Source organism: Commensalibacter melissae (assembly GCF_003691365.1).
Taxonomy (GTDB): Bacteria; Pseudomonadota; Alphaproteobacteria; order Acetobacterales; family Acetobacteraceae; genus Commensalibacter; species Commensalibacter melissae.
In genome coordinates, this window is record NZ_CP033087.1 from 1,323,934 (window position 1) to 1,348,257 (window position 24,324).

General features: G+C 37.4%; 21 protein-coding genes and 1 tRNA gene. 8 read left to right on the plus strand and 14 right to left on the minus strand.

What is annotated here, in order from left to right; translation table 11 throughout:
- Positions 1 to 136 precede the first annotated feature (136 nt).
- Positions 137 to 580: a GNAT family N-acetyltransferase gene (locus D9V35_RS06015; protein WP_122123774.1), complete on the plus strand. Its 444-nt coding sequence runs from the start codon at positions 137 to 139 to the stop codon at positions 578 to 580.
- A 44-nt stretch (positions 581 to 624) separates the two neighbouring features.
- Here D9V35_RS06015 and D9V35_RS06020 read toward each other — a convergent pair.
- Positions 625 to 715: transfer RNA gene (locus D9V35_RS06020), tRNA-Ser, on the minus strand.
- 185 nt (positions 716 to 900) lie between these two features.
- A complete protein-coding gene (locus D9V35_RS06025) occupies positions 901 to 1,875 on the minus strand; it encodes a bile acid:sodium symporter family protein (protein ID WP_122123775.1) in 975 nt (324 codons plus the stop codon).
- 144 nt (positions 1,876 to 2,019) lie between these two features.
- On the opposite strand from D9V35_RS06025, the gene D9V35_RS06030 reads away from it, so the two are divergent.
- Positions 2,020 to 2,973, plus strand: a complete 954-nt coding sequence (locus D9V35_RS06030; RefSeq protein WP_146206646.1) for a hypothetical protein — start codon at positions 2,020 to 2,022, stop codon at positions 2,971 to 2,973.
- A gap of 19 nt (positions 2,974 to 2,992) precedes the next feature.
- Here D9V35_RS06030 and D9V35_RS06035 read toward each other — a convergent pair whose 3' ends face one another.
- The 5 genes from D9V35_RS06035 to D9V35_RS06055 form a co-directional block, all read right to left on the minus strand.
- Positions 2,993 to 3,448, minus strand: coding sequence for a DUF805 domain-containing protein (locus D9V35_RS06035; RefSeq protein ID WP_110438238.1), 456 nt, complete (start codon positions 3,446 to 3,448; stop codon positions 2,993 to 2,995).
- A 15-nt stretch (positions 3,449 to 3,463) separates the two neighbouring features.
- A complete protein-coding gene (locus tag D9V35_RS06040; RefSeq protein WP_110438239.1) occupies positions 3,464 to 3,940 on the minus strand; it encodes a hypothetical protein in 477 nt (158 codons plus the stop codon).
- A gap of 107 nt (positions 3,941 to 4,047) precedes the next feature.
- Positions 4,048 to 4,935 (minus strand): LysR family transcriptional regulator, encoded by an 888-nt coding sequence (locus D9V35_RS06045; protein WP_122123776.1) that lies wholly within the window; start codon positions 4,933 to 4,935, stop codon positions 4,048 to 4,050.
- Between the two features lie 188 nt (positions 4,936 to 5,123).
- Entirely contained in the window at positions 5,124 to 8,594 is a 3,471-nt protein-coding gene (mfd, locus tag D9V35_RS06050) for a transcription-repair coupling factor (RefSeq protein ID WP_122123777.1), read from the minus strand.
- Between the two features lie 11 nt (positions 8,595 to 8,605).
- The gene (locus D9V35_RS06055) at positions 8,606 to 8,902 is read right to left on the minus strand and encodes an FAD assembly factor SdhE (RefSeq protein ID WP_110438242.1); all 297 of its coding nucleotides are present in this window, start codon (positions 8,900 to 8,902) and stop codon (positions 8,606 to 8,608) included.
- 63 nt (positions 8,903 to 8,965) lie between these two features.
- Between D9V35_RS06055 and recG the strand changes: the two genes are divergently transcribed.
- On the plus strand, positions 8,966 to 11,080 hold the full coding sequence (gene recG / locus D9V35_RS06060; RefSeq protein WP_122123778.1) for an ATP-dependent DNA helicase RecG: 2,115 nt from the start codon (positions 8,966 to 8,968) through the stop codon (positions 11,078 to 11,080).
- Between the two features lie 383 nt (positions 11,081 to 11,463).
- Positions 11,464 to 12,465 carry a glycosyltransferase family 61 protein gene (locus D9V35_RS06065; RefSeq protein WP_162988597.1) on the plus strand — a complete coding sequence of 334 codons (1,002 nt, stop codon included), beginning with the start codon at positions 11,464 to 11,466 and terminating at the stop codon, positions 12,463 to 12,465.
- A gap of 159 nt (positions 12,466 to 12,624) precedes the next feature.
- Here D9V35_RS06065 and trhP read toward each other — a convergent pair whose 3' ends face one another.
- From trhP to D9V35_RS06090, 5 genes are all read right to left on the minus strand, one after another.
- Positions 12,625 to 13,983 (minus strand): prephenate-dependent tRNA uridine(34) hydroxylase TrhP, encoded by a 1,359-nt coding sequence (trhP, locus tag D9V35_RS06070; RefSeq protein WP_122123780.1) that lies wholly within the window; start codon positions 13,981 to 13,983, stop codon positions 12,625 to 12,627.
- Positions 13,984 to 14,099: 116 nt separating this feature from the next.
- A complete protein-coding gene (gene gltX / locus D9V35_RS06075) occupies positions 14,100 to 15,437 on the minus strand; it encodes a glutamate--tRNA ligase (RefSeq protein ID WP_122123781.1) in 1,338 nt (445 codons plus the stop codon).
- A gap of 39 nt (positions 15,438 to 15,476) precedes the next feature.
- Positions 15,477 to 15,869 carry a hypothetical protein gene (locus tag D9V35_RS06080; protein ID WP_122124282.1) on the minus strand — a complete coding sequence of 131 codons (393 nt, stop codon included), beginning with the start codon at positions 15,867 to 15,869 and terminating at the stop codon, positions 15,477 to 15,479.
- 31 nt (positions 15,870 to 15,900) lie between these two features.
- A complete protein-coding gene (locus tag D9V35_RS06085; protein WP_408869332.1) occupies positions 15,901 to 17,112 on the minus strand; it encodes a beta/alpha barrel domain-containing protein in 1,212 nt (403 codons plus the stop codon).
- Positions 17,113 to 17,151: 39 nt separating this feature from the next.
- On the minus strand, positions 17,152 to 18,543 hold the full coding sequence (locus D9V35_RS06090; protein WP_122123782.1) for a class II 3-deoxy-7-phosphoheptulonate synthase: 1,392 nt from the start codon (positions 18,541 to 18,543) through the stop codon (positions 17,152 to 17,154).
- Between the two features lie 258 nt (positions 18,544 to 18,801).
- Between D9V35_RS06090 and D9V35_RS06095 the strand changes: the two genes are divergently transcribed.
- The 4 genes from D9V35_RS06095 to D9V35_RS06110 all read left to right on the plus strand — a co-directional run bounded on the left by D9V35_RS06095 (position 18,802) and on the right by D9V35_RS06110 (position 21,985).
- Positions 18,802 to 19,614, plus strand: coding sequence for a MetQ/NlpA family ABC transporter substrate-binding protein (locus D9V35_RS06095; RefSeq protein WP_240993349.1), 813 nt, complete (start codon positions 18,802 to 18,804; stop codon positions 19,612 to 19,614).
- A gap of 40 nt (positions 19,615 to 19,654) precedes the next feature.
- Positions 19,655 to 20,692: a methionine ABC transporter ATP-binding protein gene (locus D9V35_RS06100; RefSeq protein ID WP_110438248.1), complete on the plus strand. Its 1,038-nt coding sequence runs from the start codon at positions 19,655 to 19,657 to the stop codon at positions 20,690 to 20,692.
- A gap of 40 nt (positions 20,693 to 20,732) precedes the next feature.
- Positions 20,733 to 21,386: a methionine ABC transporter permease gene (locus D9V35_RS06105; protein ID WP_162988627.1), complete on the plus strand. Its 654-nt coding sequence runs from the start codon at positions 20,733 to 20,735 to the stop codon at positions 21,384 to 21,386.
- A 197-nt stretch (positions 21,387 to 21,583) separates the two neighbouring features.
- The gene (locus D9V35_RS06110) at positions 21,584 to 21,985 is read left to right on the plus strand and encodes a hypothetical protein (protein WP_110438249.1); all 402 of its coding nucleotides are present in this window, start codon (positions 21,584 to 21,586) and stop codon (positions 21,983 to 21,985) included.
- Positions 21,986 to 21,993: 8 nt separating this feature from the next.
- Here D9V35_RS06110 and gorA read toward each other — a convergent pair whose 3' ends face one another.
- Positions 21,994 to 23,391: a glutathione-disulfide reductase gene (gorA, locus tag D9V35_RS06115; protein ID WP_122123783.1), complete on the minus strand. Its 1,398-nt coding sequence runs from the start codon at positions 23,389 to 23,391 to the stop codon at positions 21,994 to 21,996.
- A 3-nt stretch (positions 23,392 to 23,394) separates the two neighbouring features.
- Positions 23,395 to 24,225: a ferredoxin--NADP reductase gene (locus D9V35_RS06120; protein ID WP_122123784.1), complete on the minus strand. Its 831-nt coding sequence runs from the start codon at positions 24,223 to 24,225 to the stop codon at positions 23,395 to 23,397.
- Positions 24,226 to 24,324: the final 99 nt, after the last annotated feature.

Here is a 24,324-nt window from a genome sequence, read left to right on the forward strand (position 1 = left end):
AGATAATCAATAGTAAAATTAGTTATTTATAATTCGAAAATACTTGTTCACACTAAATTAATACTTGCCTCTTATTCAGTAACAACTTTATATTTCCTATGAATCATCCAATTTGAATTTTTAAGAAAATTTGATCATGAAAAATATTAAACCAATTTCTCTTGAAGATTGTCTTCCTCTCAGACAGAAAGTCTTATGGCCTTCATTAACAATGGAGGAATGTATTGACCCAGAAGATCAATATTCAAAACATGTTGGATATATTCTTGATAACCAGGTTGTCAGCTGTTTTTCCATTTATCCAAAATTGCAAAACAATTACCAAATTCGTAAATTTGCAACTTCCCCCTCTTTTCAAAGAAAAGGTATTGGGACAAAACTTTTCACAACTGTTCTTAATGATCTGAAACAAAAGAAAATTGAATTTGTGACGCTGAATGCAAGAATAACCGCGGTTGAATTTTATAAAAAATTTGATTTTTATTTGTCCGGAAAAAAATTCATTAAAAAAAATATACCATTTATTCCAATGCAAATCGCATTGAAAGATTTTAATTTTAAATATAATTCAATTGAATAATTATTCTAAAGATATGCAACTATACAGGATAAAAATTTATTGAATGGCGGAGAAGGTGGGATTCGAACCCACGGTACGCTATTCACGCACGGCGGTTTTCAAGACCGCTGCCTTAAACCACTCGGCCACCTCTCCGACTTATGAAAACTTCATATATGATTTAACGTGGATTTGGCAAGCATTTTTTTTACTTTTATTAATAAAACTGATTTTAAAAATGAAATATCATTATAAGATTAATTTGTTTAGATTAATAATAAAATAAAACATTAAATCGTCAAATCTTTGATAGAGTGACAAACATATCAGGTATTTCTTGATTATGTCTTATAAACCTTCTTTTTATCGGATATTTTATTACAATATTGGGCAATGATCGCAATTACAAATAGCTGAATTTGATGAAAAATCATTAAAGGCAATATTATCATTCCCACCATTAAGGGAGGCAATAACACGTTTGCAATTGGAACCCCGGAAGCTAGAGATTTTTTTGATCCACAAAATACAATGCTGATTTGGTCCTGCCAACAAAATTTAAAAAGTTTCGATAGCAAAAAAGAAATTATTAAAATTGAATCTAGTAAAACCACGTCAATTAAAATCAGTTTCATAAACTGATACAAGGATAATTTGTACCATAAACCTATATTCACTGCCTGACTAAAAGCTGTATAAACAACAATCAGGATTGACCCACGATCAGAACAGGATAAAAGACGGGAATTTTTTAATGCCCATTCCCTTATCCACGGCTGCAGGATCTGTCCCATGATAAAGGGTAATAACAATTGGTAAACTATGTTAAGATTATCTCTTGAAAAAATAGCCTGATGATGATTTGAAAATATTGATCCAACCAAAAAAGGAGTTATGAAAATTCCCAGAATATTTGAGGCAGTAGCTGAACATATTGCAGCTGGCACATTTCCTTTTGCGATTGATGTAAATGCAATTGACGATTGTACTGTAGATGGTAAACAGCATAAAAAAAGAATGCCCATCCATAAGTCAGGCAATAACATTTTTGGGAATAAATAATGCAAGCCTAATCCCAGTATAGGAAAAATGACAAACGTACATGCAAAAATTAGTAAATGTAATCTCCAGTGAAAAATACCCTCAATCACTGCTTGACGAGATAACCTTGCACCTTGCAAAAAAAACATAAGAGCAATGGCTATTACAGCCAAATTGTTAAAAAAAAGAACACCCGAACCGTGACATGGAAAAAAGCTTGCTATTGCAACGGTCATTAATAGTAAAATTAAAAACGGGTCCAGATATTTCGGCATTGAAAATCCTTAATCTTTTAGTTTTGATCCAAATCATTATCCAACTATTATAATTTTCAATCTTTTGTAAATAACCCTTTAATATCTTTCTTAATATCGATATAGTTTAATTCTTTTTTGAAAATGAAAAATGTTTCTATGGTTATGAGTATATTTTTAAAGTCTTTGCCTTTTTTCGTGCTGATGCTTATTTATTCACTATTTAATAATGCAGTAGCTTTCGCTTCTGTAACTTGGCATTCATATTGTTCAAATATATCATCAGACACTGTTGATCATCATATCAATTCTTTACAAGTTACTAATTATACTGTCAAAATTCCGGATAATTCCAATGTTTTCCTGAATAGCAAACAGTTAATGGTAAACCAAAGCGGTAAAACCTTGTCCAAAGATCAGTTGCAAAGAGTTACCAATATCACATCGACCGGATTGTTGACCGTATTTCTGAAATATCAAATCAATTCCTGTAACAAAAATTACTATACTGATTCTATTACACCTATTTTAAAACAACTTAAACAAAACGAACAACTTACCATTATATGGCGAAACATTTTAATAAAAAATTTAAACAATGCCTACAAAGCTGATGAAATACGGTTGCAAGTTCAAAATATCGCTGACAATGTAAATTTGAAACTGTTTTTTTCAGGTCTGAATGAAATAAACCCCTCTCAAAAATCAAACCTTTTCCTTCCAAGAGAAGGCATTTTAAATCTGAATACCCCTTCAAAATATTATCCCCTAATTTTAGCCGCCGCGAGTGGCAATAATGAGGATAAATTTTATGACCTGTCATTACCATTAAAAATCAATAACTTAATGATGCAGAACAATTTAACCCATATTACTGCGTATGGAAACGCCTTACTTGACCGAGAGCTCAACTTCCAATCGGCAAAAGGTAAAATCACTGTAAGCAATATGGAAAAATTGATTGCAAACAGTGGTTCTACCCGTATAAATAATCTAAAGACAGCATTGATTTTGGCTAAATTTGCCGGACGTTCTGTCGGAAACAATAATCTTGAATGGGATATAAACTGGCAGGGAAATCTGTTCAAGGTTAATAATGTTCCCATTCCCGTATGGTAATTTAAACAAAGAATATGAATTAAACAGTAACCTGATTAATGGGCTTGATACCATACCGATTATTTTCTGAACCGGGAAAACTTGCTATAACAAGAAAAATAATCTGAATTAAAAAATTGAGGTATAGATAGGGTAAGGGAATAATCATCAACAAAACCCACCAACCTGACAAATTAAGATCATGCAGGCGACGTATGAACAGTACAAATGATGGAAAGATCGTTAATAAAAAATATATTAAAAAAAATAGATGAATATCATAATAATAATAATGAAAAGTCACTCTGTAAATCAAATGAAAATATTCATCTATACAAAATAAAAAATATAGAATTAGACTATTTAAAACTGCAAAACACCAAAAACCTGATCTGCTTGTCCTGCCACTGAAATAAAAATAATGAAGTATAGCATCCCACCAATTCGATATAAAAATTGAAATCACCCGACCCAATCGAATATTATGCATCTTCATTATTTTATTTATTTCTCAAAAAAAAGCGAAACCATGGCTTCCCATGACTGCACCAATGATTGTAATGAAACTGATGGTTAATAAAAACCAGTGTAATCTCTGAACCTTAACATATACCTTATCAGGTTGTTGCTGGCCACTATTCCCTAATTTTTTATTGAGTATAAAGGGTTCAATTACAAATAACATGGTTGTAAAGATTAACCACACCAAAAACATGGCATGCATCCACCAAAATTCTATATGCTCAAATCGATTCCATATTTGCATTCGCCATACCATGTAAAACCCGGATAATCCGGCTATCAAAGTTGTAAAACGAGCCTGTGTAGCAAAACGGCTTTCAATACGATGAAATATAGACAATCGTTCGCTGGATGAAAAATTTTTACGAATGGTTGGTAGAAGAACCGTTGTCACCATACATACTCCACCTATCCAAATTACAATTGCCAATACATGTAAAGCCCGCGCCAAAATTAAATCTGACATCTTGTTTCTCTTGAATTAATTAATATGTATATTTTTTACATCAATTTAATTTGAAAAAAATAAAAGTGCAATTATAATTTGCAAGGTAATAATATAAATAGCGAAATTTAATGTTCAAAACTTTGCAATAGCAAAGAAAATGCCTGTGTAAAATTGTTTCGATTGGGGTATCTCAGATAATATCCTGAAAAAGAGGGACAGTATTCAGATAAAACATGTACAAGATGTTTTTGCTGAATGGCGTGATAAACCTCTTTCAAGGGTATATAGGCAAAACCAAAACCATCCAGTGTGGCCTGTATGACCTGGGTTAGGGTATTACAAGAAAATTGACCTTCCATATGGATTATTTGTGTATTACCCTTTACAACAAATTCCCAATCATACTGATTTTGCATAAAAGAAAGAAAGTAGTTTATAGATTGATGTTTGAGCAAATCATGCGGCGTTTTTGGAATTTTTTTATCTTGTAAATATAATGGTGACGCGACAACCGCTATTTGGACAGGTGCGCTAATTTTTATTGATAAGAAATCTTTGTCTACAACTTCGCCAAGGCTTATTTTTGCATCATATTTTCCATGAATTTCTTTTTGAAGATTGGAGGAAACCTCTACATTAAATTTTATATCAGGATAATGTCGCAAAAAATTTCGCAAATGAGGCCATACAACAAAGTTTGCAGCATGTTCATCTGTTAAAAGATTGATATTTCCAAAAGGCCTTTTTTTCAAATCAATAATCTTGCCAAGCTCTTCAACGATTTCCTCTAATCTCGGCGCAATATTTTTCAATAAAATCTCACCAAGCTTGGTTGGCTCTACACTTCGTGTAGTACGGGATAATAATTGCACATCCAGATTTTTTTCAAGATTTCGCATGGTATGACTTAATGCGGATTGGGATACACCTAATTTTGATGCTGCCTTTGTGAAACTTCTTTCTTTAGCAATTGTTAAAAAAACCAAAAGATCATTGACATTTTTTTGCAACATAATCTAATTTCTCTACTTAACTTTATTTATTTCTTAAAAAACATTTAAATTACGTAACATTATCATTGGATTAAAAAATATTCAATGATTTTAATAAATTATGTCTTATTAATAAATAAATTCATGAATGCTTCAAAATGTCATTTCTAACTAAATTCAGTCTGCCTAATTTAGGAAATGACGTTTTATTATCGGTAAATTTCAACAAGCTTGCTTAATAAGAATTGACAACGCTGAATCCGTTTTGCAAACGGGGTTTCTCGCAAATATATCAATTTACCATCAGGACGCAATCTCACAGACTGATCTTTAATACCGGCTATCCATTGTACTAATCCTTCAGGATTTTTGAATTGATTGTTAAAAAACTGAACAACAACCCCTTTCGGTCCAGCCTCAATGCGATTAACACCAACTTTTTTACAAAGTTTTTTCAGTTTCATTACATGAAGCAGATTGCTTACTTCTTCAGGCAAGGTCCCAAAACGATCTATCAATTCCACTTGCATGGCTTCAATATCATCATGATTTTCCAGATTGCCTATTCGTCGATATAAACCCAATCTTACTGATAGATCCGTCACATAGGTTTCCGGGATCAGAACAGGTAATCCCAAAGTGATATTGGGTGTCCAATCCTGATTTTCCAATAACTGATTATTTTTTTCTGCACGGAGGCTTGCCACTGTTTCTTCAAGCATCTTCTGGTATAGCTCAACGCCAACTTCCCGAATATGACCAGACTGTTCTTCTCCCAGCAGATTACCCGCCCCTCTCAAATCCAGATCGTGAGATGCCAAAGTGAATCCTGCCCCAAGATTATCCAGTGACTGCATTATTTCCAGTCGCTTTTCAGAATTCTTGGAAAGAAAATGATGCTGTGGCCATGTCAAATACGCATATCCACGCTGTTTTCCCCGTCCCACACGACCTCTCAATTGATATAACTGACCTAATCCAAAATGATCAGCCTTATAGATTATCAGTGTATTGACAGTTGGCATGTCCAGTCCACTTTCAACAATATTAGTCGAAAGCAATACATCATATTTACCTTCATTGAATTCAGTCATCACCCGTTCAAGTTCTGTAGGGGATAACCGCCCATGAGCTTGTACCAACCGTAAATCTGGAACTATATCCAAAAGTTGATCTTGCAGGTTTTGCAAATCCTGAACACGTGGTGCAACACAGAATATTTGCCCCCCTCTGAATCGCTCCCTTTGAATAGCCTCTCGAATAACGATACGATCAAAGGGCATGATAAAAGTTCTAACAGCCAAACGATCAATTGGAGGCGTTGCGATTAGACTTATCTCTCGCATTCCAGTCAATGATAATTGCAACGTCCTTGGTAATGGGGTGGCAGATAATGTCAATACATGAATATCTTCACGCAAGGTTTTCAATTTCTCTTTGTGCGCAACACCAAAATGCTGTTCTTCATCTATAATAAGCATACCCAAATTTGCAAACTTGATCGTCTTGGCTAGTAAAGCATGTGTACCAATCACTATATTGACATTGCCATCTGCCAATTCCTTTTTGATCTGTGCCGCATTTTTTGATGTCACCATTCTGGAAAGTTGGGCAATTTTTACCGGAAATCCCTCAAAACGTTTCACAAAGGTTTGATAATGTTGACGTGCCAATAGGGTTGTCGGCACCACAACCGCCACCTGGCCTCCATTCATGGCCACAATAAAAGTGGCACGTAATGCCACTTCTGTCTTACCAAAACCAACATCACCACAAATCAAACGATCCATGGGACGTCCGGAAGCAAGATCCTGAATAATATCAGCAACAGCCCTTGCCTGATCATCCGTTTCAATAAAGGGAAACCGTGCACAGAACTCCTCCCACAATCCTTCAGGAGGGGTCTCGATCGTCGCTTCCTGCATCAAGCGGGCCGCGGCTGTTTTCAATAACTCACCAGCCATGTCCCGAATACGAGCCTTCATTGTGGCTTTACGTTTTTGCCATGCAGGACTTCCCAGTTTATCCAGAGCAACACCCGTTTGATCAGATCCATAACGGCTCAATAACTCAATATTTTCGATAGGTAAGAATAATTTTTCATCACCATGATAAACAAGTGCCAGACAATCGTGTGGCGCAGCACCTATTTCCAGATTAACCAGTCCTTGATAACGACCAATCCCATATTCCTGATGTACAATAAGATCTCCCTCGCTAATTTCAGAAGCTTCTGAAATGAACTGCTCGGCTTTTTTCCGTTTTCTATGTGGACGTGAAATTCTTTCCCCTAACAAGTCGGCTTCAGAAACAAGAATGAAATCATCGGCAACAAATCCGCGATCCAAACCAAAAGTCAATAATCCAACAGAAGCTTCCCTGAAATTTTTAACTTCTTGCCACCCTTCCAGTTTCTGAACGGCGATTTTGTGTTCTTTCAATAATGTAGCGATGCGCTCTCTTGATCCGTTTGTCCAGCCGGCAACCAATGTTTTCCGTCCAGATGAATACCATTCCCTGAATCTTGACTTGAACATATCAAAAACATTATCGGCTTCAACTGTCAGATTACTTTTAGCAAAAACTATACCTGGCCTTCCTCCTGCATCCATTCCACTGGATCCGTCAGGCATTGCAAAAGGATAAAAATACACCCCTTTATATCGCGTGACTATATGATTCCACTCAGATTGAGTAAGATATAGCAAATCAGGTGGTAAGGGACGATATACAACTTCGCCATTTCTTACTGGCTGTTTGCGGGCTTCATAATGATCAGCAATCATTTCCAGTCTTGGTTGCAATGCCTCCTCGGCCTGATATGAAAAAGACAGTTTAACATCAGAAACATAATCAAAAAACGTTTCCATCTTATCATGAAAAAGAGGTAACCAATGTTCAAGTCCTTGAACCATTCGGCCTTCCGAAACGGCTTCATAAATTGGATCACTCATTGATCCCTGACCAAACAGTTCTCGCCATTTCGTACGAAACCTTGATATGCTTTCCTCATCCAGAGAATAAGCTGCGGTAGGTCTTAAAACAAGTTCCGTAACTTTCCGAGTTGAACGTTGCGTAATCGGATCAAAACAGCGAATTGAATCTATCTCATCTCCGAATAAATCCAAGCGGACAGGCTCTTCTTCCCCAGCCAGGAAAATATCAAATAAACTACCCCTCAAGGCAAATTCACCCGGTTCCATAACTGTATCCGTACGATTGTATCCCTGCGCAACAAGAAGTTCGACTAAAAATTCCTGATCCAGACTTTCACCCTGTTTAAGGGTCAGAGCACGTCCCGCAAAGACTGATCTGGGTGCTATTTTTTGTAACAGTGCGGGTATTGTCGTCAATATGATCCTTGGCCCGGTCAAGGGTTCAAGTAATTGCGTCAATGTTGCTACCTGTTCCGAGGTTATCGCCTTGTTCGGGGATACACGGTCATAAGGCAAACAATCCCAGGCAGGAAAATTCAAAACATTTAATTGAGGTGCGATATAATAGAGTAAATCAGCCAACCGGTTCATATCTATATCATTCCGTGCGACATGAACCAGAACATGGTTATCTTTTTGATAACATTCCTGAGCAATTTTACTTAATAAAAAGGCATCATATCCCTCGGGAGCTCCCCATATCGGCAAAAAATTTTTAAATTGCTTTTTTGAGGCTCCCCCCATGCGATTTCTCCTTAATGTTTATTCGGTTTATTTTGTTGAGCAAAATGATATAGCGAAAGAAAAACAGGACTCTCAATTTTTTTTGGGTAAGGCTCGAAACCTGTCAACCATAACATCAGATCTGTATCAGCCAATTCCATTATTTTTTCAAAATCTTCAATTTCAATAATTGTCATTGCTGGTACATTCATCATCGCAAACTGACCGATGATTAAGTCAGCCTCGAAGGTCCCTCTATGAGTTGCACGATAAATCAGTCTGCGTTTTCGTGCCTCAAGTGAACTTATATTTTCTTTTTGCTCTACCATTTAACATATCCTATACTGATATCTAAATTTAAACAATTCTACACTCTCATAACCAAAATAATCATGAGTCCCCCCTCTATTCCACCTTCCCTTTATCTTTCCATAAAACCTATATTGTCCCCCTTATCCAGTCTTAAAGGTATAGGTCCGAAATTGAGCAAGTTAATGACCCATGCAATTGGTGGTGAGCGAATTATTGATTTACTCTTTCATTTGCCCACTTCAATAATTGACCGACGATATCGCCCCAAATTGCAAAATGCAATCCCTGGAAAAATAGTTACACTTCAAATAGAAATTACCCATATTGAAAAACCCCGTCATCATAAACAACCCTGGCGTATATTTGTTAACGATGGCAGTGCTAAAGCTGAAATGATATTTTTTTCATCTTGGCAAGCGAAAAAACTGACCCTTGATACAATATTTGTTGTTTCAGGTCTTTTAGAAAATAAAAATAACAAACTGATTATAACCAATCCACATTATATTGAACCTATATATAACCAACAGGCCATTCCATTAATTGAACCTGTATGGCCCTTAACAGCAGGCCTTTTCCCAAAAAATCTTTCAAAAGCTTTACGCCTGGCATTAAACCTATGTCCCGAATTGCCCGAATGGATCAATCCTTCCCTTTTACATCAACACCATTGGCCAAGTTTTAAAGAAGCGCTTCATTTGCTACATCTTCCAGGAGATTTCCCAAAACTTTTTGAAAATCAAACCTATGAAGCTGTTGAAAGTCGGGCACGTTCCCGTTTGGCATTTGATGAGTTATTCGCGGAACAATTAGCCATTACAAAAATAAAACATACAAATCAGTTAACCACAGGAAAATCCCTGATTGGTGATAATCATCTTATTTGCCACGCTTTACAAAAATTCGGATATTCACTGACATTTTCCCAAAGACAGGCATTCAAAGAAATTCAGACAGATATGGAACGCCCTTATCGCATGCTAAGATTATTACAGGGAGATGTCGGTTCCGGTAAAACCATTATTGCTATAATGGCCGCCTTACAGGCTGTTGAAGCGGGATTCCAAAGTGTTATTATGGCACCCACTGAAATTCTTGCCAGACAACATTATGAAACCTTTATGAAACTTGCTCCTGTTGAAATTTCATTTTTAAGCAGTTCCATAAAAGGAATAGCTCGCAAGGAAACCCTCGATAAAATTAAAACCGGAAAAACAAAAATTGCTATCGGTACACATGCCTTGTTTCAGGAACAAGTTGTTTTTCATAACCTGGCGCTTGTCATTATTGACGAACAACATCGTTTCGGTGTTGAACAACGCATTAGACTGGGGGAAAAGGGGGAAAATACAGATACACTTGTAATGACAGCAACCCCTATTCCAAGAACCCTTTTACTGACAAGATGGGGAGAATTGCAGGTTAGTCGCCTTACAGAAAAACCTGCAAATCGGAAACCTATCCATACCACGCTGCATGCATTAAGCAAAATTGATAAAATCTTGGAAGGTATTAAAAGAGCCATTCAACAAGGTTGTCAAATATTCTGGGTCTGTCCTCTAGTTGAAGAAAGCGAGGTTATGGATCTGGCTGCAGTCAAAAATCGTTACATGAACCTACAGCATTATTTTGGTATCGAGAATGTAGGCCTAGCGCATGGCCAACAAGATACTGGCGAAAGACAAGCTGAACTTGATAAATTTGCACAGAATAAAACCAAAATACTAGTTGCCACCACAGTTATCGAGGTTGGCGTCAATATTCCCAATGCTAATATCATGGTTATTGAACATGCAGAACGTTTTGGTCTTGCACAATTGCATCAATTACGTGGACGTGTTGGCAGAGGAGAAAAACAGTCATACTGTCTTCTTTTACATGATGATAAAATTAGTTATATGGCGAAAAAAAGATTATCCCTCATACGCGACACAGAGAATGGCTTCCTGATAGCTGATGAGGATTTCAGGATACGGGGCGGCGGAGAGGTAACAGGTCGTAGACAATCCGGTTTACCCAATTTTAAAATGGTCAATGAAATCATGTTGGATCATTGGATTAATACAGCCTGGAAAGCTGCTGAATACTGGTATAACAAAGAGGCTCAGGCCTCCATTGATGAAAAAACGTCAATACAAGTTTTACTCATGTTATTTGAAAAAAATAATATTCAAAACCTTATCAAAGCAGGATGATTTCCAGAATAGCATCACAGTAATGCAACAAAACAATTTTCAATAAATTATAATTTGTAATTCAAAAAATCTGAGGAAACATCATTTTGAGATAATTAAATTAACATAAATTTATTCTTCAATTATTGAAATAATTTCATATTTAATTTGCCACAAATCAATAATGTTATAACATATTGACAAATATTTCCTTTCTCTTTTTTATATTTTCATTTATTTCAAAAAAATTAAAGTTTCATATAATGATTTCAAATAATTTAATTTTAAAACAAGATTTCCGTTCATTTGAAAAAATATCAAAGCAAAAAAAAATTTGTATTTCATTCCCTGCCATTTTATCTCTTCCCAAAAATTTTAATACTATAACAGGTAAAAGGGATTTCATGCGAGGGTTGTCTTATTATAACGTAAGATCAAATCCTAAAAATAATGATCAAATAACTTTACCTCTTACGTATTTGACTCTATTTACCCTTAAAAACGCATATTTTATCGTTTTCCCGGGACTGGACGGAGTAATCGTAACATCCGAAGGATATATCGTTGATGAACCTTCTTGTTTTTTAATGAAACAACAATTGCCACCCAGTGAAAATCATTCTGGCTTTTTATTTCCAGACATTGAACAAAAGTCCAGTTTAGATAGTGTTTTTGTGGGTTTTGACGCTGCTTGCTTTAATTATTATCATTGGTTATTGTATGGAATCTCCAAAACACAATTAGCCAATTCCATATTGCCACCTGATACAATTCTTGCCTTACCATCTGAACATAGCCTATTCGACAATCGGCAATGTGCTTTCTCACCAACAACTTATGTTCAAAGCCTTGAATATAGTGGATTGATTAATCGTGCCACTTTTATGAATTATGGTATTTACCCTGTAAAAAATCTGCATTTTTTCTGGCATAATCCCCTGATGCCGGAATTATATCTAACATTTGATGAAATTTATACCTTATTCGATACAATCCAGCCCCCTGTCAATGATTCATTACCAAAACGTTTTTACATTTCAAGGGAACATCATCCAAATCCTCGAATTAGTTTTGATGAACAGCGTATTATTGATAAAGTTTTGAATGAAAAATCAATTGAAAAAGTGTTTCTTGAAAACATGGATTTTGCTGCACAAGTCAATCTTTTTCGTCAGGCCGATCTGATTATCGCCCCTCATGGTGCAGCTTTAGCAAATATGGTCTTTGCAAAAAAAGATACAGCTCTATTGGAGTTAAATAGAAAACTGGATAACCAAAATCATCTGCGTAATTGTTTCTATCTTCTTACCGCAGTTAAAAAGCAACGTTATGGTTGCATAAATTTAAGTGATCAACCTTTAACAGAAAATGATTTATCCAGTGCGATAAATCAATTGATAAATTAGAATTCCTTCATCTGATCATTAAATGCAATACTAACAAACAAAGATCAAGGTAAGGTAAATTACGAGATATTATAATATTTTAACAGTTCACCCTTTAGGAAAAATTTTTTCCGTAATTTAATAAATTCCCCCAATGATTAATAAACCCAATATTCTCAATTATGATTCAGTTTTCAAATATCGCATAAGCAACGCATATTCGAGAGAAAGATTTTTCTGGACAGGAATGTAGACAATATGACTATTTCCTGGGGCGATTTTAATGGCTTCCCCTTTCGTGTTTTCCATTTTTTCTAAAGTAAAGCTAACATTTCCGCCAGGAGTCATTATTTCTAGTTGATCACCAATTTCAAAACGGTTTTTAACCGCGATTTCGGCAAGACTATCCCTGAAATTACCAGTGAATTCACCAGCAAATTGCTGTTTCACAGAAATTGATGAGCCTGTTTCATAATTTTGATATTCATTATGTTTATATCGACGTAAAAAACCTTCAGTATATCCACGATGAGCCAAAGATTCCAAACTTGTCATCAAGTTCATATCAAATGGCCGACCTGCCAAGGCATCGTCAATTGCCTTGCGATATATTTGAGCAGTACGGGCACAATAATAATGAGATTTTGTTCTCCCTTCAATTTTAAGGGAATAAACACCAATATTAACCAACTTTTCAACATGCTGGATTGCTCTCAGATCCTTTGAATTCATGATATAAGTGCCATGTTCATCCTCAAAAGCTGTCATCTCCTCATCAGGGCGTTTTTCTTCGCGCAGAATGAAAACTTTATCCGTTGTCTCCCCTTCACCCAAGGTTGGTGGAACATCACCAGATTTACAACATGTTTCAGATTGGTTTTTATTGACAATTTCTCCCAATTCATTTTCAGTTGCCTCTTCAACATCATATTTCCAGCGACAAGAGTTTGTACATGTTCCCTGATTGGCATCACGGTGATTAATATATCCCGACAATAGACACCGACCTGAATAAGCCATGCAAAGGGCCCCATGCACAAATACCTCCAATTCGATATCTGGAACATGTTGATGAATTTCTTCAATTTCCTTGAGGGAAAGCTCACGTGACAAGATAACCCGTGTTAATCCCATCTCTTTCCAAAATTTAACCGTGGCCCAATTAACAGCATTGGCCTGGACGGACAAATGTATGGCCATTTGAGGAAAATGTTGCCTCACCATCATAATTAGTCCAGGGTCAGACATGATCAAAGCATCAGGTCCCATGGCAACAACAGGCTCCAAATCTTTGATAAATGTCTTTAACTTTGCATTATGAGGTGCAATATTAACCACCACATAGAAAGATTTTCCTTGAGCGTGTGCCTCATCAATACCGATTTTAAGATTTTGGTGATTGAATTCATTATTGCGAACTCGCAGACTGTAACGTGGCTGTCCTGCATAGACCGCGTCTGCACCGTATGCGAAGGCATATCGCATGGCCTTTAACGTACCAGCTGGACTTAAAAGTTCTGTTTTCAAAGATTGACGCATAACAAGATAAAACTTTAATGAAATAAAAAAGCCTTTTTAACAAGGCCAAGAAATTTTTCAACCTTTTAAAAAAGCTATATGCAGATAAAATTATTTATCTTCATAATTTAATTTATCTAGGCAAGAGAACATGCCTCCGTTAACCGTCTGACCACTCTTTCTCGCCCAATCAGCGGTAAAAGCCCTCTCATCTCCGGCCCTTTATCCTCTCGTGTTAATGCCAGACGCAATGGATGAAAAAGAGATTTTCCCTTTCGACCACTAACCTCTTTCAAAATATTGGTCCATTGGCTCCAGGTCTCTTTCCCCCAAGGTTCAGTTGGCAAACATTCCAAAGCCAGATGAAGATATGATTTATCTTCATCCGCAACTTCAGGAATAATATCCTCATGAACCAAATCCCACCAATATCGCGTTTCAGACAATATATCGATATTGGGTCGGACAATATTCCAGAATTCTTCTGTAACAGCTTCAGGCAATCGATCTCTGACTTCTGAAAATTCCATTGTATGCAAACACTTTTTATTCAATGCCAACATTTGTTGAATATCGAACCTTGCTGGTGAACGCGAATATGAGGATAAATCATAATCCTTTGCCAATTCGTCAATAGACAACAATTGTGGATCTCTTGATGTCCCCAATCTTGCCAGATAGGAAACCACAGCTTTTGCCTCCAATCCATCCTCGCGTAATCGGCGCAAAGAGATACTTCCCAATCGTTTTGAAAGCTTACCCCCATCCTCGTCAAGCAGTAACGGTAGATGTGCAAACTGGATGGTATTTGGATGATCAGTCAATGCCTCAATCAAATCCAGTTGAACACCTGTATTTGTCACATGATCCTCACCCCGGATAATATGCGTAATGCCACTTTCAAGATCATCGACAACTGATGCCAAAGTATATAAAACGGTACCATCCGCCTTGATCATGACTGGATCGGAAATGGAGGATAATTTGACGTGACAGTCACCCATAACCAAGTCTTTCCATTTCATTTCACGCCCAGAAAGCATGAAGCGCCAATGAGGTTTTTTTCCGTTTGCCTCTGCTTCTTCTCGTTGTTCAGACGTAAGCTTAAGCATTGCCCGATCATAAATAGGAGGCTTATTTTGCCGACGACGCAACTCTCTCTTAAAATCAAGCTCCTGTTTAGTTTCAAAGCATGGATACAGACGCCCAGACTGTTTTAATTTTTCTATTGCCAATTGATAACGATCCATACGTTCAGATTGACGCATGAATTCATCCCAGCCAATCCCAAACCATTTTAATGCCTGATATATTTCCCGAACATATTCCTCCTTGGAGCGTTCAACATCCGTATCATCAATACGCAACATAAAGGTTCCACCATGATGACGGGCATAAAGTGCATTAGCAACTGCTAGACGGGCATTTCCTACATGCATTAAACCAGTAGGACTTGGGGCAAAACGTAATTTCATAATCTGTACTTGTATTTTAATTAACAAAGAAAACTTATATTATTTGTCGTCTTCAGGAAAATCATCCTCTTCCACCAAACGACGTGGATCAAGCGCACGCCAGTCCCTTTCCATTGGCGTAGCAACATTTTCAATAAACATCATAATGGAATCCGAAGAATCCCAATTCTCTTTTTCTTGTGAATCAACAACTTTCGCATCTTCTCCAAAAGCTGACCAAGCATCAAAGATTTCCTGTCGTGAAGCTCCTGGAATACGGCATCTTTCAACACTGTCCCGAACATAAGTTTTGGCGAATGCATTGGCATGTTCCAAACTGTAAAAACCGGCAACCACTTCAGTGACCTTATTTTTTTGCTCACTCGAAAGATCAAAGATCTGTACATTATATTCTCTCTTGTCTTCTTTGTTCTGATCTTCTTGATTTTGCAAATTATTTACCCCATTCATATATTATAAATTATCATATTCCCAAGTTAGGCATATACTGTCGGGCAAGATTAATCAAAAATTCCCGACCTTTTTTAACCAAAGGTTTGCCATTATAGGCAATAATATCGGCAGTTGCATATGTTTCATTCCATAAAACAGGAATGAATGAACCGGTCCCGACAATATCAACCGGGGCTCTTGCTTCAGAAATGATACGACATTTCTCGATATCAAACCCCGATGAGGCAATGATCTTAACCCTATCAAATCCGGCCTCATCAAGTTTTTTACGCATATACCATATTGCAGCCGCAGAGACACCTGTTCCTGCCAGATATGTCAATTCTTTTTCGGAACAATAGCGTTGAATTGTTTCAGGAGCATATCGCATTAACAGTTCATATGATGACTGTCTATTCAGTCCTTCAATGTATCGTCCACCATGAGTATCCAAGCGCAGCAAAACTTTACCCTGGGCCGCCAATTCTGGAAAAGCCTTACAAACCGCCAATCCATCCGTAATTTCTTGACCAAAGTAATCAACCAATACACCAAGTTCCTGATCTGGAAACTGCCCATGAAACATTTCAGCAGCTTTAAGGGTTGAACCGGCATAACCGATCAAGGCATGCGGCATTGTTCCAAGTCCATGATGTAATCCATAAAATTTTGAGGTTATCGTACTCGCAGTCCCGATAAATCCTTTCGCTCCGTTCTTTTTTTGTGCTGCCTTGCTACCAACCCATGCAGCATACTCCACCAACTCCTGCATTTCATAACCGGCACAATGTCGCGCATCCATCGCGATGAAGCTTGTATCTGGCAAAAGTTGGGTCATCTGAAACGCATTGCAGGCGGCAACACAACAGGCGCCGAGTTTTTGCAATAATATGGTTTCCAGTGTGACAAGCTGTTTAAAGGATCCCTTTAAGTATAGTATCGGCAACCCTGCTCCAACCCATTCCCCTTCTGGAAATGCCAGTTTATAACTGGCATTAATTTTTTCCCTTTCGATAATATGCTCTAGCCATTCAAGAGCAATACGAGGTGCAGAAATTACAGGACGTCGTAAAAAAACGGCATAAACAACTTCTGTATCCCCATATTGCTCGATTATTTTCTGTGTACGAACAAAATACATATCCGTACGATTTAATATTTCCTCATTATTACCAGGTACTGTCACAGCCAAGGTAGATGACAGAATTTTATCCACGTTCTTTTTCTCTAATCCATCAGTCATCCATTTGACTTTCAATAATATTACAAAACAATATTCCTGTTAATGAGCCGCAAAATTTCTTTTGGTCAACTCATCAGCAAGCAGAAAAGCGATTTCCAAAGACTGTTCAGCATTTAAACGAGGATCACAAAATGTCTGGTATCGTTTTGCAAGATCAGACTCCTTTAGATGATGGGCTCCACCGATACATTCCGTAACATTTGTTCCGGTCATTTCAACATGAATACCACCCGGAATAGCATTTGAAGAAGTCATTACATCAAAAAAACCTATAACTTCAGCAAGTATTGAATCAAATGAACGTGTCTTGACCCCGTTACTTGTTGAAATCGTGTTCCCATGCATTGGATCGCAAAGCCATGTAACAATATGGCCAGAATCTTTAATCCCCTGAACTATTTTGGGCAAATAATCCCTAACTTTTGCAGCCCCCATGCGACTGATCAGAGAAATACGTCCCGGTTCATTGTTTGGATTCAAAATATCCAACAATTTTAATAAATCTTCCAAATCGGCAGATGGACCAACCTTGATACCAACCGGATTTTTAACACCTCGCAAAAATTCAACGTGCGCACCATCAGGTTGACGTGTTCTATCACCTATCCATAAAAAATGCGCCGAACAATTATACCAGTCATCAGATGTTGAATCAATTCGTGTCAAAGCCTGTTCATAGGGCAATAATAAGGCTTCATGAGATGTGTAAAATTCTGTTTCATGAATTTGCGGCGTATTTTGTGATGTCAAGCCACAAGCTTTCATAAACGCTAGAGTTTCATCTATTCGATTAGCCAATTTATTGTATTGTTTTGCCAGAGGCAGGCGCTTGACAAAATCCAGATTCCAGCGATGGACTTCATTTAGATTAGCATAGCCACCATTTGCAAATGCACGGATCAAATTCAAGGTCCCAGCTGACTGGAAATAGGCAATTTCCATTCTTCTCGGGTCTGGAGTACGGGCCTCTTTCGTAAATTCAGCTCCATTGATAATTTCGCCACGGTATGATAAAAGACTCATACCGTTCTTATTTTCATGTGATGAAGAGCGTGGTTTGGCAAATTGACCTGCAATGCGACCAATTTTTACAACAGGAACTTTTGCTCCAAACGTCAGGACGACAGCCATTTGAAGAATAACCCTGAACATATCCCGAATGATATCAGCCGTAAATTCCTCAAAATTTTCAGCGCAAGGCCCACCCTGTAATACAAATGCCTTACCTTCCGCTGCTGCTGCCAATTGCTGTTTCAGTTTACGCGTCTCACCCGCAAAAACCAAAGGTGGATATTGGAATAATTTATCTTCGATTAATTTCAATACGGATTGATCTGGATATTCTGGCACCTGTTTAATTGGAAATGAACGCCAAGAATCTGGTGTCCAGTTCTTATTTACATTAGCATCAGACAATATCTTACTATCCATTGTAAATCCTGTTTCAATAAAAGCTTAAATTACAAATATTTTATCTAATATTTTACATTCAAACATACAATAACATTTTCCTAAAAAAACATATTATTTATCTTTTAATATAAAAAATTAACCATATTTATAAAATAATTAACCAGCAGCTTTAATATTGTATGGTGTTTCATATAATATACTCTATACAGATACACGATTTTTATATAAAACTTTCCTTAAATATCTTTGACCTTGAACGAATGGGAACAACAGTTAATGATGATTTTCTCTCGCCGGGCTTTTCTTGCCAGCTTAACCGCATTTATCCTTTATTCGGGTATTCCGCATGAAACTAAAGCTGCCTCCACCGTTCAAACTATTCGTGTCGGTATCATTAGTGGTCCTGAAGAGGAACTGGCCCTTACCGCCAAGGAAGTTGCAAAAACAAAAAACATTGATATTCAACTGGTCAATTTTGACGATTACAATATTCCAAATGAAGCGCTTGTTGGTAAAGATATTGATGCCAACGCTTTCCAAACAGTTCCCTTCATGGATGCGCAAATTCAGGCAAGAAATTATAAATTGGCCGTTCTTGGAAAAACATGGGCGGAACCACTGGGTTTTTACTCACATAAAATCAAATCCATCCGTGATCTTCCTGACCAAGCAAAAATCGCCATTCCCAATGATCCTTCCAATCAAGGCAGAGCTCTTAATCTTCTAGTAAAAGCCAATCTCATCCAACTACGGCAGAATGCTCCGGCATTACCTAGACTTGGGGATGTCATCAGTAATCCACATCATTTTCAACTTATTGATCTTGACGCCGCCCAATTATCCCGTGCCCTAGATGATGTCACAATGGCCGCGGTCAATACGAATTTCGTCATACCGGCCGGGATCAATCCAAAATCTGCTTTACTTAGAGAGGATATTAAAGACAGTCCTTATGACAATATCTTGGTTGTACGTAAAGGGGATGAAAACCGCCCTGAAATGAAATTGTTGCTGGAGAGTTTTCAATCCGATGCCGTGAAAAAGGCAATGGAAGATAAATTTCATGGCGCTATATTACCTGCATGGTGACACATTCTTTTCCTCAATGCAGTTTAATTGATAAAAATTTATGACTTCAGATTTACCCGTTATTGAATTTGACAATGTATGCAGAAATTTTGGCAATCATGCCGCATTATCCAACCTTACTTTCTCGATTCAAAAAGGAGAAATAGTTGGAATTATCGGACACTCTGGAGCAGGAAAAACAACTCTGCTACGATGTTTGGCGGGGCTGGAAAAACCAACAAGCGGTAAGGTCAAGATTGAAGGAAAAGATATAGCCCATTTGCCTGAAAAGGCTCTTATTCCATTGAGACAGCGAATTGGGCTGGTTTTTCAGCATTTTAATCTACTTAATTCTAAAAATGTTTTAAATAATATTGCCCTTCCCTTGAAAATTGCAGGGATTCCTAAAGCCAAGCGAATTGAGAAAGCAAAAGAATTGCTCGAACTGGTTGGCATTCCTGACAAGGCCCTCAATTATCCAGCCCAGTTATCGGGGGGGCAAAAACAACGTGTTGGAATAGCAAGAGCCCTGGCAGCCAATCCCGCCCTTTTGTTATGTGATGAGGCAACCTCTGCCCTTGACCCAGAAACGACACGTTCAATAATTGAACTTTTATTACGAATTAATCAGAAACTAAAACTTACAATTGTTTTGATCACTCATGAAATGAGTGTTATCCGCCTTTTAGCAGATCGAGTTTTTGTTCTGCAAAAAGGTAAAATCATCGAGGAGGGAGCAGTCGGTAAAGTTTTTGCTCATCCGCAATCGGAAACAACCCAACAATTATTGCAAGAGGAACAGCCTTCCCTTCCCCAAAGTATATCGCAAAATATTCATCCCAACCCTGACAGGAATGACCATGCCATTCTACATGTCGTCATGATGGGCAAGGTTGTAAGAGATCCCTTAATAGCTAATCTTCAAAAAGATTATCAAATTTCCGCAGTACTGTTGGAAGGAAACATAACCCATATACGTGAAACACCAATTGGCACGACATTTCTTGCCGTTCCTGCGGATCAATGGCAACAAACAATAACAGCTCTTACAAGCATGGGTGTTGAGACAGTTGAAAAGGTTGGTTATGTCCGTCTTTAATCTTGATCAAATAAATAATTTCATAAGTCAGTACTCTCATATTTCAACATATCAACTTGAGCAGTTATATATTGCTATTGGCCAGACATTGGAAATGACTCTAGCTTGTGGTTTGCTAACCTTGACAGGTGGATTACCTCTCGCCCTTTTCCTGGTTATCACCGCACCTGACGGTTTAAGGCCCGCACCGATATGTAATCGATCGATTGGATTCATTATTAATATATTCCGATCCATTCCTTTTATAATATTGCTAGTGGCCCTAATTCCCGTAACACGATTTCTTGTTGGAACCGCTATTGGCACGACTGCAGCAATTGTTCCGTTAACTATTGCAACTATTCCCTATTTTACCAGAATAGCGGAAGTTTCCCTTAAGGAAGTCGACCGTAATCTTATTGAGGCAGTTAAAGCAATGGGAGGAAGCAATTTTACAATTATTAAAGAGGTTCTATTGCCTGAAGCTTTACCGGGACTCATTTCCGGTTTTACCGTGACTCTAATCCTGATTATTGGAATATCCGCCATGGCTGGGACCATTGGGGCAGGTGGATTGGGTCATTATGCTATACAATATGGATATCAACAATTCAGATCGGATATTATGGGAATTGTAATCGTTATATTGGTGCTCATGATTTCAGGAATTCAATGGTTGGGAGATTATCTTGCAGGGAAATATAATCACCGTTAATCCTTAGATAAAATTAAAATTACTGATATTTCTGAAATCATCAAATATGTTTTTATTTCATTTTATGTTATAGATTGAAGAATAAACCCATCCATTTCATCACGGGCTTAACTTTTCAAATTTAGTATATTATATCAAGAACGTAAATTATAAATCTATATCAGCTATTTTTTTAGAGCCATAAAGGATAAATTATAATGAATTGGTTTAAAACTGGATTGTATACAGTTTTACTTTCTACGACTTTACTATCTGTCAAAACTTATGCACAAGTTACGCCAATCAATCAAGAAGAAAGCGGAACTTTACCAGGCTTATCCAAACAATCCGTTCAAATGAAATCCCAGGAAGCTGAAAAAGGGGGAGAACATATTACCGTTCGAGGACACCGTGAACCACCTCCCGGTTATACCTATGCGCCTTCCATGAACATGCAAAATGGACCAGATCCCGAGCATCAACAAGCTTTGGCTGAATCGAAAGACAAGGTAAGTGGTGCCAATCTTTCAAAATATGGTACCGCGTATCAGGAAAGTGGCCCAATGGGACAGGGGAAATTAGGGGATTCAACAGGAAATGGATGGTTAACCCCCCGATAATCGAACTTTTAATTTTGTTTATCTGTAACCCTTGCAACCTGACGAAGGGTTACAATTTCCTCCGCAGAGGTTGGATGAATACCGATTGTTTCATCAAAAACTGCCTTGGTTAAACCTGCCGCAACTGCAACTGAAAATCCTTGCAGCATTTCTGGTGCGTCATCTCCGACAATATGAAGTCCAACAACCTTTTGCGACGATTGATCAACGATCATTTTAATAAAGGTTTTAACCTTACGTTCCGTTAAACTATAGCGCATTGACGTAAAATTGGAGATATAGATATCAACTGCTCCTCTTAGTGCAGCCTCTTCTTCAGTTAAACCAATGCTTCCAATTGGTGGATTAAAAAATACAGCCTTTGGAATGTAGTCATAGTTACTTTTACGAATTTTATTTCCGAATAAACGATCAGCCAGGGCATGTCCTTGAGCAATGGCTACAGGAGTAAGATTAACAAAATCTATCACATCACCGATCGCATAAATATGGGGAATTCGAGTTTCAAAATCTTCATTAACAATGATTTCCCCTTTTTTCCCCTTTTCAATCCCAATTTTTTGAAGATTTAATCCTGACAAATTGGGATGCCGACCAGTGGCAAAAAATACACAATCTGTTTGCACCACTTCTCCGTTATCAAGATAAAGATGATATTGCTCACCTTGTTTAATAATCTTTTTTGGATGGGCTTTGACATGTTGGATAATATCCTTACGCTGTTCAATCGCATCATAGACAGCCTGACGTATATCCTGATCAAATCCTCTGAGGGGAACAGGTTGACGATAGACCAAATCCACATATGAACCCAGTCCAGCAAATATGCCGGCAAACTCAAGTGCAATATATCCAGATCCAATGATGGCAATATTTTCCGGACGTTTTGACAAATAAAAAGCTTCATCTGAAGTAATGGCGTATTCATTTCCTTCAATATCAAGTTTCGTGGGTGATGAGCCTGTTGCAATAACAATATGCTTGCCTGTAATAAATTTATCTTCTGCTTTTTCATCAGATAATACAGAAGATGAAATTTTAAGAGTATGATCATCTTTGAAAGAGGCATGACCTGTAAATAGATTCACTCCCGCCCTTTCCAACATGGAAATATAAATATTATTTAACCGTTTTATTTCCTTGTTTTTTGCCTCAATAAATTCAGGCCAATGATGGTGTCCGGGAACCGTATCCCATCCATATCCATGACTATCTTTGACCTGGTTGTTGAAATTGCTTGCATAAACCATAAGCTTTTTTGGTACACAGCCAATATTTACGCAGGTACCACCCCAATATTGTTTCTCAACAACCGCAACACGGGCACCATGGGAAGCTGCAATACGGGCACAGCGAACACCGCCTGAACCTGCTCCTATAACAATAAGGTCAAAGTCGTATTTCATGAATTATTGCTCCGCAAATGCTTTTTCAATTACAAAGGAACCAGGTGATGAACCGTTGCCTTCTACAAAACCTCTTTTTTCAAGAATTGACTTGGTTTCCGCCAACATTTCTGGAGAACCGCAAATCATAGCACGATCATGTTCGGGATCCATAACAGGTAAATTAATATCAGAAAACAGTTTCTCATTTTCAATCAGGGTCGTGATACGATCTCTTACAGGAAATTCCTCACGAGTAACTGTAGGATAATAAACCATTTTTTCTTTCACATATTCTCCCAGAAATTCATTATTTGGCAAATCATTTAAAATATAATTATGATAAGCCAGTTCCCCTTTGATGCGTACAGTATGGGTCAGGACCACTTTTTCAAAATTCTCGTATACCTCTGGATCACGAATAAGGCTCATGAAAGGTGCCAATCCGGTTCCCGTTGAAAAGAAATATAAGTTTCGACCGGGTTTCAAATTAGGAAGCACCAAGGTTCCCGTTGGTTTACGTCCAATAAGAACCGTATCACCGACCTTCATATGACATAAACGTGAAGTCAAGGGACCATCAGGAACCTTGATTGACAGAAATTCAAGATGTTCTTCATAATTAGCGCTTGCAACACTATAAGCTCGCAATAAAGGTTTGCCATTAACCTCGATTCCGATCATGCAAAATTGACCATTATCAAATCTTAAACTTGAGGTGCGCGTACAAGTGAAAGAAAAAAGACGGTCCGTCCAATGATGAACAGATAAAACCTTTTCAGCATTTAAGTGACTATATTCTTTAGAGGGCGGGGAAAGACGAAAAGAATCATCAATCATCACTGATTCTGTCATTATTTACTAATCTCCTGCAATATTGGTCAATTTATATGAAATTTATCTTATATATTGAAACCCAATTCGTCATTTTTAAAAAATTACCGTGTTTAAAAT